We start from the raw sequence: 12,024 nt of genomic DNA, 5'->3' as shown, positions 1-12,024 counted from the left end.
CGGCTCCGACGAACCTTTTCGTCGGAGCCGCATTGCGTTTGTTGCTGTGTGTGCGAGCTAGCTGGTGAGCGACTCAACTTCGACGAAGACGATGTCGGTGTCACCGCGGTTCTCGCAGCGGTGTTCCGATCCCTTCGGACGGCCGTAGGCGGTGCCAGGAACCATCACGGCTTCAATGAGATCCCCGTCACCCGTGATGACATGCATGACGTTGTCGCTGAGTGGCACGACGACGTACTCGTAGTCGTGACGGTGCATGGGGATGTGGCCGCTGGGGGAAATAGTCCACTTCGTCGTGCGGAACTGTTCGTTCTCGTAGACGATCTCGGCGTTGCTGCCCGGATGCTCGCTGTTCTCGCTCATGCGCCGATGCTACTGCGCCTTGAGCCAGAACTACTGCTCGTTACGACGCTCGAGCGCCTTGACGCCCTTCCACGCAAGCGGCAGGGCCGCGGCGGCGAGGAGCCACTTCACGATGCCACCGAGGATGAAGGGGGTGACGCCGTATTCCATCGCGAGGCCGAAGTTCATCGACGTGCCGAGCTGCTCGAGCATCAACCACATGTAGGGCACACCGAAGAGGAAGGGGATGATGCTCGCACCCAGGAAGGCAAGGAGCGAAGTGAGCGGACGGCGGTCCCAGTTGCGCTCGGCGAGCCAACCGACGACGAAGGCCGCGAAGATGAAGCCGATGATGAAGCCAAAGGAGGGCTTTCCGACGCTGGCGATGCCGCCGGTGAACCCGGCAAAGACCGGGAGGCCGGCCAGGCCTGCGACGAGATAGGTCGTCAGTGCGGCCGCACCGCGCCAGGCGCCGAGCGTCGCGCCGACGAGCATGACGCCGAGTGTTTGACCGGTGATCGGCACGGGCCACATCGGAATCTCAACCTGGGCGAGAAGCGCCACGAGTGCGGCACCAGCACCGATGAGCGCGAGGTTGGTGAGCAGGGTGCGGCGACCGATGAGCTGGTCGGCAAGCACGGTGCGCGCACCGAGGGTGCGGGGGACGGACACAGTTGACACGGGAGCTCCTTCGACAGCGCCTTGAACAGTGTTCAAGAGCGTAGCACCGGCCGCGCGAGGCCGTGGACCGCACGACCGAGACCGTCATGTGGCACCGGCTAATCAAGCCCGCGGGCGCGCAGAGCGGCACCGAGTGCATCCGCGTGTTGCAGTGCGCGCACGAGAAGCGGCACAACCAGCCGGTGCGCACCGACCGCGGCGCCCCGAGCGCGCTGCGCCTCACGCAATTCGGCGGCGAAACCAGCGATCACCGGGATCGACGTGATGGTGAGGGCGAGGAGAAGCGCCACCTGCGCCGGCGGCAGCCCGACGAATCGGAGCGGCGTGGCGACTACCTGCAGCGTGTCGAGCAGTTCCGACATCGGTGTCGTGAGTGTCACGATGGCCGCGAAGAGGACGACGAGCATGACCCGCGCGGTGTTGATGGCCGCATCCTCGGGTCCGAGAAAAATGAGCTGGGGGATGAGGGTAAGTGCGACGAGCCAGCGCAAGCGCCAGATCTGCTCAAGGAAGGTACGGAAGCCCAATCCCGCTACCACGAAGCAGGCGATCGCGAGGAGTGCTCCGCCACCGAGAAGCCAAACGAGAGTGATCGATGACCGCCCGGGGCTGGCAAATGACGCCGCAACACCGATGGCAACCAGCACCAAGAGCTTGAGCCAGGCTGGAGCCCGATGCACGAACGAGTTGCCTGGGACATAGAGCGAAATCATTGCGGGCTCATTCGGCGCTCACACTCGCGAGGTATGAGTCAACGACCTGGTCGGGGTGGCCCTGCTCAACCAAACGGCCAGCATCGAATCGCAGCGCAAGGTCACAGCGCCGCGCCAAATCGAGATCATGTGTGACGAGCACGAGCTGGGGCGCATCCACCGCAAGAAGCCGCGCCGCAATTGCCCGCGAGTTTACGAGATCAAGGAGCGCCGTTGGTTCGTCGGCGATGATCAGCCGCGGCTCGATGAGTTCAACTCCCAGCAGCGCCAGCAATTGCTGTTGCCCGCCGGAGAGCGAGTGCACTGGATCGTCGCCGCGCCCGGCAAGGGGCGAGGCCGCGATTACCTCCGCCACCCGCGCATAGATGTCGGCGCGCGCTAGCCCCCGGCCACGAAGTGACATCGCGAGGTCCTCACGCACGGTGGGCATGATGAGCTGCACGGCAGGGTTGCTGAACACGAAACCGACCTCGCGGCGCAGTCGTTTGCCGTCACGGTCTGGGTCGTGTCCGAACACCCGAATCTTGCCTTCGGACGCGGTCACGAGACCATTGAGCAATCGGGCGAACGTCGACTTACCTGAGCCGTTTGGCCCGATGACGGCGATGCGTTTGGCGCTGAGCGAGCACGTCACCTCCCGCAGAACCTCGTTGCCATTGAGCGTGACTCCCACGCGATCGAGTTCAATCGACCGCGACACGTGTGAGTTTGAGTCCTCAGTGTCAGCAGGACGCTCGCTCACACCGCATCCCGGTGCTCGGTCTGCGCATTCTTCGCCGGTACCGGCCAGCGGAATGCCGCCGGATACGCGCGCCAGAGCGCCATCGAGACGATGACGGTAAGTACCACCTTGATGAGGTCACCCGGCAGGAAGATCAAACTCGTGACCACGGTTTCGCCGAGCGGCATGCCGGTGATGAGCGATTGCACTGGGATGCCGACGGCATAGATCGCGAGGATGCCACCGACGATCGCGCCGAGAGCCACTCGCCACCAGCTCGGACCGGATGCACCGGCCCGCCCTGCACCAGCCCGCCGAGCACCAGCCCGCACGATGAGTCCGATGACGATCACCCCGAGCAACCAGCCGGTGAGGTATCCGGCCGTTGGTCCAGCAAAGACGCCCAGTCCGCCGCGTCCACCGGAAAGGAGCGGCAATCCCACCGCGACGAGCGCAATGAAAGTTGCGACCGCGGCAGCGCCGCGGAGCGGTCCAAGCACGGCTCCCGCAAGCATGACGCCAAGGGTCTGCAGTGTGATCGGCACCACACCCACGTTGATGGCACCGGGCAGACCGAGCACAGCAATGAGCGCCGCGAAGACGGCGATGCGAGCGAGGTCGGCGGCTTCAAACCGGGTGGCGTCTAAGCGCCAGAGCTGTGTCGACACGCGGGTGACCTTTCGTCCGGGGAGTCGCGACGAGATCCGCGGCGGGCGCTGACTTAGCCGGGCGTCACCGCCGGCCGAGCCGTCGCCGCTTCGAGTCGGGCGCGTGTGGCAAGAATCTCTGCCCGAAGGACGAGCACGAGTTCTGAGACGATCATAGGATCGTCGACCTCGCCACCGAGCAGTTCGCCGCAACGCGCGAGTCGATAGCGAATGGTGTTCGCGTGCAAGTAGAGCAATTCGGCCGTGCGCTGCACGCTGCCACCGCTCGCAAAATAGGTCACGAGCGTCTCGCAGAGTTCAGCATTGCCCTGAAGCGGCTCAAGCACGCCCCGTCGACGGGTGCGCAATTCGCCGGGCGCGGCCTGGCAGGTGACCCAGTCAATGATCGACATGGCCCCGAAATCCACCAGCTCGCCACTCGAGTGTTCGTCACCGAAGCGAAGCTGGTAGGCCTCCTGCCGCTCAGCGGCGACGCGCTGCGCGAGTTCGGCCTCGCGCAAGGCGTTGGGCACGCCGTCAAGTCGCGACACGGGGCGCGACGCGCCAAGGAAGAGCCCCTGCGCGGCCAAGGAATCGAGCCAGGCGAACGCCGTAGGCGAGTCGGGCACGATCGCGTGCACGATCTCGTCACTTGCGGCCCGAATGAGCCGGGTGGCGACGAGGAGCGGCATGTCGACGGGCGCCGCATCCATGAGATCACCAATGAACTCCGCACCACGCAGGGCCTCGTCGGGATGCTCCCAGACGACGACCACGAAGGGGGCGTGCGCCACGAAACCAAACTCCACCAGGCGTGGCCAGAACCGGTGCTCGCGGGCAGCGCTCACGCCCAGCTCCAGGGTTTCAAGAAGCTCAGCGTTCTCGCGGATGCGGCGAATATCAGCCCCACGTGCCATGCCGAGTAACGCCGCCACGGCGATCTCCGCGGCATCGACGACGTCGCCATCGAGCCGAAGCGGTGCATCCGATTTGCGTGCGAAGACGAGCGTAAATGGCCCGGTACCCGAGGTCGCTCGGCGCACCCGAATCTCCCAGCGACCGATGCGCGCATTGGCGTCACCCTCAGATTCGAGCGCAACCTCCCAGATCATCGCGATGGGCGCTTCACCCGTGGCTCCGAGGAGTTCGCCGCCACTGTCGTAGAGCAACACACTGCAGTTCGTGGCGGTCGCAAGCTCACGCAACACATAGTCAAGCTGGTCGCCGAGGGGGAGTGATCGCACCACGCGGCGCAGCAATTGCAGACCGTCAAGCTCTGACATGGCACCTCCGATTCGGCTCGAGCGCACCGGGCGAAAACACCCGCTGAACACTGAGTATCCTCGCCGCAACTGAGAGTGCACCCGCCAATGTGCCCCGTTTTGCCGCATCCTGATGCGGTGATTGGAATTTCTCCAAGACGCCGCCCGGCGAATTCTGCTTGGCTCCAGTATCCGAATCTGCCCGGATCGCGCATCGTTGTGGCCAGTTCAACGAAGAACATCAACCAGGAGGTAGGCATGACACAGCTTCGAGTTGCTGTCGATGTCGGAGGCACGTTTACCGACGTGTGCATTTTCGATGACCAGGCCAAGACCATGCGGGTGACCAAGGTCCCATCCACCCCGCACGACCCCATGATTGCCGTGATGAACGGCGTCAAGCGCGGCGAGATCAACCTCGCTGATGTATCGCTCTTCTCGCACGGCACCACAGTCGCGACGAACGCGCTGATCACCCGCAACTTCCCCAAGGCTGCGTTGGTCACCACCAAGGGCTTCCGCGATGTGATTGAGATTCGCGATGGCACCAAGGACGACCTTTGGGATGCGTACAACGACGTCCCGGGCCCGTACATCCGTCGCCGTGACCGCTTCGAGGTCACCGAGCGCATCGACTATTCGGGTCGCGTGATCACAAACCTCGATGAGGACGAGGCCCGCAAGGTCGCAGCACTGCTGCGCAAGCGCGGCACCACCACCATTGCGGTCTGCTTCATGAACTCGTTTGCCGACTCGCGCCACGAGCTGCGGATGCGCGAGATCCTCGAAGAGGAGATTCCGGAAGCCACCGTCACCACCTCGGCCGAGATTCTGCCGGAGATGTTTGAGTACGGCCGCTTCAACACCGCAGTCGCGAACGCCGTGCTCGCCCCGCTTGTCTCGGGCTACGTGAACCGCCTCGCCCACGAACTCAAGGAGGGCGGCTATCAGGGCGACCTGCTGCTGCTCCACTCGGGTGGCGGCTCAATGACCCCGCGCATGGTGGAGAAGTACCCGGTGCGTCTGGCCGCATCCGGCATTGCCGCCGGCGCCATCTCGGCGCAGCACATTGCCGCACAGTGTGGCTATGCGAACGCCGTGAGCCTCGACATGGGCGGCACCTCAACCGATATCGCACTCGTCGCCGATGGCGAACTGCGCGTGACGCAGGAGTGGTCGGTCGAGTACGGCCACCCGATCATCTTCCCCTCGATTGAGGTGCTCACGATCGGTGCCGGTGGCGGCTCGCTCGCGCACATCGACATCGCCGGATCGTTGCGCAATGGCCCGCAGTCGGCCGGTGCCGACCCGGGCCCCGCGTGCTACGACACCGGCGGCGACCAGCCCACGAACACTGACGCCAATGTCGTGCTCGGCCGCCTCGGTACATCGCTTGCCGGTGGCGCGAAGCACCTCAAGCGCGAACTCTCGGAAACGGCGATTCGCCGCGTCATCGCCGAGCCGCTCGGCCTCGGGCTCGAAGAGGCCGCCGAGTCGATCGTGCGGGTCGCCAACGCCAATATGGCGGATGCGGTGCGCCTCATCTCGATTCGCCGCGGCTATGACCCGCGCGACTTTGCGCTCCTCGCCTTCGGCGGTGCTGGCGCACTGCACGGCGTCGACGTCGCCCGTGAGCTGAACATCCCGACGGTGGTCGTGCCACCGAACCCCGGCGTCACCTCGGCGATGGGGTGCCTCCTCGTTGACATTCAGCACGACCTCTCGCAGATGCACACCGGGCTTGCCTCAGACATCGACGGTCGTGAGATCGAGGCCGCGTTCCTGCGTCTCGAGAACGAAGCAGCGAGCCGTCTTCGTCACGAGGGCGTGGGCGAAGATCAGGCCGTGCTGCAGCGACTCGTGTCGATGCGCTACGCCGGTCAGTGGCGTTCGCTTGTGGTGCCGATGGGCCACGGTGAGGATGCACTCGGCTACGCCGTCGAGGCATTCCACTCTCAGCACGAGCGTGAGTTTGCATTCCGCAATGACGAGACGCCAGTGGAGATCTACCAGCTGCAGCTCAAGGCCATCGGCCGCACGCCGAAGCCGAACTTCCAGCCGGAAACGATCATCCCGGGTCTCCCCGGCGCCCCGACCGAAGTGCGCCCCGTCTACTTCGACGGTGCCTGGCACGACACCCCGGTCTATGACCGCACCACGATGCCCGCCGGCACCGAATTCGCCGGACCCGCCATCATCAACCAGCTCGACTCCACCGTCGTTGTCCCGCCGCAGTGCCGCGCCGAGATCGACGAGTGGCTCAACATTCGTATCCACCTCGAGGGAGACGCCAAGTGACCACCACCACTCCTGCGCCCGCGGCGCAACGCAAGCTCGACCCGGTGACCTTCGAGGTGCTCAAGAACGCCTTCGCCACCTCGGTCGACCTCATGAGCGAGCAGATCCTGCGCACCTGCTACTCATTCGTCATCTACTCGCGCGACTTCTCGTCAGCACTCTGCGACGGTGAAGGCAACACCGTGATGCAGGGCTCGGCCGATATCGCGGTGCACGTGGGCACGCTGCACTTCCAGGCGAAAGCCGTCATCGAACAGTTCGGTGACGATATTCACCCGGGCGATGTGTTCATGATCAACGACCCCTACCGCGGTGGCACGCACTTCAACGATGTCTCGTTCGTGCGCCCCATTTTCTCGGAGGGCGACATCATCGCCTTCTCGCAAAACAAGGGCCACTGGGCTGACATCGGCGGCGTGGTACCGGGCTCGTTCTACGTCAACGCGACCGACCACTTCGGTGAGGGTGTGCGCATCCCACCGGTGCGCGTGTGGAGCCAGGGCAAGTTCCTCGACGATGTTGCCCAGCTCATCGTGTCGAATACGCGTGCTCCCGAGGTCGCTATGGGTGATCTGCACGCGCAGTCGGAAGCGACGGCCGTGTGCGAGCGCGAGATCCTGCGTCTCGTTGACCGCTATGGAAAGCAGACCGTCGTCGATGCGATGCAAGAGACCCAGGACTACGTGCAGCGCACCGTGCTCGCCCGCATCCAGGAGTTGCCGAAGGGCACGTGGGAGACCGTCGACTACCTCGACAACGACCCTTCGACGCCTGAGCAGATGATTCCGATTCGTATCAAGCTCACGCTCGATGACGACGGCATCCACTACGACCTCAATGGATCGGCTCCGGCGGTCGCAAGCTTCCTCAACTCGGGGTACGGCACGACGCACTCCTCGCTCTACTCAGGGACGAAGACGTTCTTCCCGGATGTGCCGCTCAACTCGGGCTTCTACCGCGCAGTGACCGCCGACATCGGCCCGGAAGGCACGGTCGTCAACGCTGGTTGGCCGAACGCCGTAACCGGCTTCTGCTCGGGTCCGCACGAAAAGATCATGAACGCGGTGTTCGAATTGTGGTCGCAGATCATGCCGGAGCGCGCCATGGCCTGTGCCTTCAACCTTGAGTACTTGCTCGTTGGTGGCCGCGATGCACGGTCGGAATCGAAACCGTACTTCATGTGGTACGACTGGATGGCTGGCGGCTGGGGCGGCCGTTCGAGCAAGGATGGCTCGAACGCAACGGCGCCGGTGTTCGGTGCGGGCCTTGCAGTGCAGCCGCTCGAAGGTCAGGAGCGTCTCTCGCCGGTGATCACCACCGAGCACGCGATCGCGATTGACTCGGGTGGTCCGGGTAAGTTCCGAGGCGGCCTCGGCATCTGGAAGGGCGGCGTGCTCACGGATGCACAGTCGACCGTCGTGAGCTACTGCTGCGACCGTGCGCGCTCAATTACCTGGGGCATCGAGGGTGGTCTGCCGTCGATTCCGCACGGTGTGTGGCTCAACCGCGGCACGAGCGACGAGCGCTTCCTCGGTTCGGTGTTCTCGTCGGTGCCGTTGCAGCCGGGCGATGAGTTCAGCCGACCCTCAGCCGGTGGCGGTGGCTTCGGTGACCCGCTTGACCGCGATCCCGAACTCGTGGTCGAAGATGTCATCGACGGCTACGTCTCGCTGGGGCGCGCCGAGCTCGACTACGGCGTCGTGATCACGGTCGGCGATATCGAACTCGACGAGTACACGCTCGATGAGGAAGCCACGGCGGCCAAGCGCGCCGAGATCGCGGCAGCACGCCGCGGCTGGCTCGAGACCGACCCGGAAAAGGTCGCCGAGCGCTTCCGCGCTGGCGAACTCAGCGTGCACGATGTCATCCGTCAGTACGGCGTCGTGCTCGACTGGGGCACGGGGGAGTTGTTCCCCGAGTCGCCCCGCCAGTTCCGCGAGACGCTCGAGTCTCGTTCGGCGCAGCACTGGAGCTAGTGCCGTAACCCGAGGTTGCGGGGGTGTGCCTGGCGCACCCCCGCAACACCGCCCGCAATTGCACTGTGCAACGTTCAACGTGCAACGTGCAACCACCGGGATATTCGTCGAGCCCGCAGCCGCCGGCCGCGCCCTCGACACCACGCATGCCACTCGACTGCGTGCATCCTCGACGCGAGCTGGCGTCAGTGACACCACGAGTCCGACTCAATGGAGAGTCCATCATGACCTTTGACCTCACCGGCAACAACGACACGGTTGAAGCCACCGACACCCTCGCTCGCGAGGGCAACGACGACGACCAGATGCGCCGCGGCCCACTGTGGCTCGCCTTCTCGGGCATCATCAGCGCGATGTTCTTCGTCTACATCGGCGCCGCCATGGCCCTCGCCTACGGCACCCTGAACGCGGCGATCGGCATCGGCCTCACGATCATCACTTACGGCCTGATCAACATGCTGCTGTCGAAGTATGCGATCAATAACCGCACGACCGTGGCGCTCTTCTCACGCACTATCCTCGGCAACTCGGGAGCGTCGATCGCGGCGCTCATCTTCGCGCTCATCGCGATTTACTACGCCGTATTCGAGGGCTCGATTGTCGCCTACGCCTTCCAGACCGCGTTCGGTGGCGAGACGTGGATGTGGTACCTCATCGTCGTGCTCTACTCGACACCGCTGATCATGGGTGGCGCCCGTCGCTTCCTCGACAAGATCAACGGCCTGCTCATGCCGCTCTACTGGGGTGGCTTCGTCGCCGCCTGCATCTGGGCGGTCGTGCAGTACGGCTACAGCGACGCCTGGCTCACCCACGCCGGCACTGAGGTGCCGTTTGCCCTCGGCGGCCCGGGCTGGCTCGCGACCTACGCCGGCTACATGGGCATCTGGATCATGATGATGTTCACCATGGACTTCGCCGCCCTCGGCAAGCGCAAGGACACGAAGTTCCACCAGAACGTCACCTTCGGCCCGCTGTTCTACGTGCTCGCCTTCGGCCTCAACGGCTTCTTCGGCGTGTTCCTCACGTTCATCATTCCCGGAATGGAAGCCTCAGAAACCGGCATTGCCGGTGGCCTCGTGCAACTCATGGGCTTCTTCGGCCTGCTCGTCGTGTTCGCCTCGCAGACCCGCATCAATACGGCGAACTACTACCTCGGCGCCGCGAACCTCCGCATCTTCGGCGAGAAGGTGTTCCGCGTATCCCTCCCGAACGTGGTTTGGGTGATCCTCTCGTCGGTGATCATCTTCTTGCTCATGCTGCTGCCGATCGTGCAGTACATCCTGCTCGCGCTCGCCTGGCAGGGCGTGCTCGTGACGGCCTGGGTCGCGATTGCGGTCACCCACATCCTCATGAACCGCGGCGGTGGCCAGGAGCACGCGGCCATTGGCGACACGCACTACCGCCGTTTTAATACCGCCGGCATGATTGCCTGGTTCGTGCCGACCATCGTCGGCATCGTGATGATTCAGTTCCTCGGTGGCATCGGGGCGACCTGGGGACCGGTGGTCACGGCGGTGCTCGCCTCCGGCCTCTACGCACTGCTGCGACGCACGATGAAGACCGACACGGCGCTCGTGCGCACGATCTCGGCTGAGGATGCGGCAGCCGATCTCGCCGGCAAAGAAGCGAAGGTCGTGACGAACTAGTAATCAACCTCGCCGAAGCGGTGGCCGGAGATGTTCCGGTCACCGCTTCGGTGCGTCCACGCGTAGGATGGGCAGGTTGCCGACATCCCGCTGGTAGCGCCCCGTTGAGAGGAATCATCCAGTGCTCGCCGTTCACGACCTCGAGATCACCGTCGGCGCGCGCACGCTGATGAGCGAAGTGAACTTTCGCGTTGCTGACGGCGACAAAATCGGGCTCGTTGGCCGTAATGGTGCTGGTAAGACGACCCTGACGAAGGTGCTGGCCGGGTGGACGCAGGCTTCGGGCGGCTCCATCGATCGCTCTGGGGAAATCGGCTACCTGCCGCAGGACCCGCGCACCGGTGACCCCGAGCAGACGGCGCGAAACCGCATCCTGGATGCGCGCGGCCTCGGCTCAGTGCGCGACCGGCTCGCCGAGGCGGCCACGCTCATGGCTGAAGCCGACACCGACGAAGAGCGCGATCGGATGATGCGACGCTACGCCCAACTCGACGACGAATTCGTCATGCTCGGTGGCTATGCCGCCGAGTCGGAGGCCGCGGCGATCGCGTCGAACCTTTCGTTGCCCGACCGCATCCTCGATCAGCCGCTCAAGACGCTTTCGGGTGGTCAACGGCGCCGAATCGAGCTGGCCCGCATCCTGTTCTCGGATGCGGACACGATGATTCTCGACGAGCCCACTAACCACCTCGACCTCGACTCGGTGGTCTGGTTGCGCGAGTTTCTCAAGGGCTACCGCGGTGGGCTCATCGTGATCTCGCACGATGTTGAACTCGTTGGCGAGACGGTGAACCGCGTCTTCTACCTCGACGCGAACCGCCAGGTGATCGACGTCTACAACATGGGCTGGAAGCAGTATCTGCGCCAGCGCGAGGCCGATGAGGAACGCCGGAAGAAGGAGCGCGCCAATATCGAGAAGAAGGCGAGCGCCCTGCAGCAGCAGGCGGCTCGCTTCGGGGCGAAGGCAACGAAGGCGGCGGCCGCGCACCAGATGCAGCGTCGTGCTGAACAGATGCTCGGCTCGCTCGAAGAGGTGCGCTCGGCAGATCGGGTGGCGAAGTTGCGCTTCCCGACGCCGGCTCCGGTGGGGAAGACTCCGGTCATGGCGCGCGGGCTGTCGAAGTCGTATGGCTCGCTGGAGATTTTCACCGGCGTCGATCTCGCAATCGACCGCGGTTCGAGGGTCGTCGTGCTCGGACTCAACGGTGCCGGGAAGACGACGCTCTTGCGCATCCTCGCTGGCGTGGATGATTCGGACACTGGCGAGATTCTGCCCGGTCACGGCCTCAAGATCGGGTACTACGCGCAGGAGCACGAGACGCTAGATGTGGCGCGCTCGGTGCTCGAGAACATGATTTCGGTGTCGCAACATCTCACCGACACCGAGGCGCGCAAGGTGCTCGGCTCGTTCCTGTTCTCGGGTGACGATGTGCATAAGCCCGCTGGCGTGCTTTCTGGCGGCGAGAAGACGCGTCTCGCGCTCGCCATGCTCGTGGTTTCGAGCGCGAATGTGCTGCTGCTCGACGAGCCGACGAACAACCTCGACCCGGCCTCACGCGAACAGATTCTGGATGCGTTGGCGCATTACGAGGGCGCGGTCGTGCTCGTCTCGCACGATGAGGGTGCGGTCGAAGCGCTGAATCCCGAGCGGGTGCTCATCATGCCGGAGGCGATTGAGGATCTTTGGACACCGGACTACTTCGATCTCATCGAGATGAACTAGCCGGGCCGAGCGTAC

10 protein-coding genes are annotated in these 12,024 nt (G+C 64.4%); 4 read left to right on the top strand and 6 right to left on the bottom strand.

All coding sequences use genetic code 11. The features are described from left to right. Nucleotides 1-57: 57 nt before the first annotated feature. The 6 genes from EG850_RS05215 to EG850_RS05190 all read right to left on the bottom strand — a co-directional run bounded on the left by EG850_RS05215 (nt 58) and on the right by EG850_RS05190 (nt 4,387). A complete protein-coding gene (locus EG850_RS05215) occupies nt 58-363 on the bottom strand; it encodes a cupin domain-containing protein (RefSeq protein ID WP_124970999.1) in 306 nt (101 codons plus the stop codon). A 30-nt stretch (nt 364-393) separates the two neighbouring features. Further along, nucleotides 394-1,023, bottom strand: a complete 630-nt coding sequence (locus EG850_RS05210) for a biotin transporter BioY (protein ID WP_124970996.1) — start codon at nt 1,021-1,023, stop codon at nt 394-396. Nucleotides 1,024-1,121: 98 nt separating this feature from the next. Beyond that, nucleotides 1,122-1,736, bottom strand: coding sequence for an energy-coupling factor transporter transmembrane component T family protein (locus EG850_RS05205; protein ID WP_124970993.1), 615 nt, complete (start codon nt 1,734-1,736; stop codon nt 1,122-1,124). A 7-nt stretch (nt 1,737-1,743) separates the two neighbouring features. Then, nucleotides 1,744-2,478, bottom strand: coding sequence for an energy-coupling factor ABC transporter ATP-binding protein (locus EG850_RS05200; protein ID WP_235829216.1), 735 nt, complete (start codon nt 2,476-2,478; stop codon nt 1,744-1,746). Further along, entirely contained in the window at nt 2,475-3,125 is a 651-nt protein-coding gene (locus EG850_RS05195; protein WP_124970990.1) for a biotin transporter BioY, read from the bottom strand. The genes EG850_RS05200 and EG850_RS05195 overlap by 4 nt, the downstream gene beginning before the upstream one ends. A 53-nt stretch (nt 3,126-3,178) precedes the next feature. Beyond that, nucleotides 3,179-4,387: a PucR family transcriptional regulator gene (locus EG850_RS05190; protein WP_185714949.1), complete on the bottom strand. Its 1,209-nt coding sequence runs from the start codon at nt 4,385-4,387 to the stop codon at nt 3,179-3,181. A 237-nt stretch (nt 4,388-4,624) separates the two neighbouring features. Here EG850_RS05190 and EG850_RS05185 point away from each other — a divergent pair, with 237 nt between their 5' ends. The 4 genes from EG850_RS05185 to EG850_RS05170 all read left to right on the top strand — a co-directional run bounded on the left by EG850_RS05185 (nt 4,625) and on the right by EG850_RS05170 (nt 12,009). Then, nucleotides 4,625-6,664, top strand: coding sequence for a hydantoinase/oxoprolinase family protein (locus EG850_RS05185; protein ID WP_124970984.1), 2,040 nt, complete (start codon nt 4,625-4,627; stop codon nt 6,662-6,664). Next, the gene (locus EG850_RS05180) at nt 6,661-8,640 is read left to right on the top strand and encodes a hydantoinase B/oxoprolinase family protein (RefSeq protein WP_124970981.1); all 1,980 of its coding nucleotides are present in this window, start codon (nt 6,661-6,663) and stop codon (nt 8,638-8,640) included. Before EG850_RS05185 ends, EG850_RS05180 begins: the two co-directional genes overlap by 4 nt. 224 nt (nt 8,641-8,864) lie before the next feature. Next, on the top strand, nt 8,865-10,286 hold the full coding sequence (locus tag EG850_RS05175) for a purine-cytosine permease family protein (protein WP_124970978.1): 1,422 nt from the start codon (nt 8,865-8,867) through the stop codon (nt 10,284-10,286). A 121-nt stretch (nt 10,287-10,407) separates the two neighbouring features. After that, nucleotides 10,408-12,009, top strand: a complete 1,602-nt coding sequence (locus tag EG850_RS05170; RefSeq protein ID WP_124970975.1) for an ABC-F family ATP-binding cassette domain-containing protein — start codon at nt 10,408-10,410, stop codon at nt 12,007-12,009. Nucleotides 12,010-12,024 lie beyond the last annotated feature (15 nt).

The sequence above is a fragment of the Gulosibacter macacae genome (assembly GCF_003865375.1).
GTDB lineage: Bacteria > Actinomycetota > Actinomycetes > Actinomycetales > Microbacteriaceae > Gulosibacter > Gulosibacter macacae.
The sequence above is the reverse complement of the archived record's forward strand: the minus strand, read 5'-3'. Positions and strand labels throughout refer to the sequence as shown.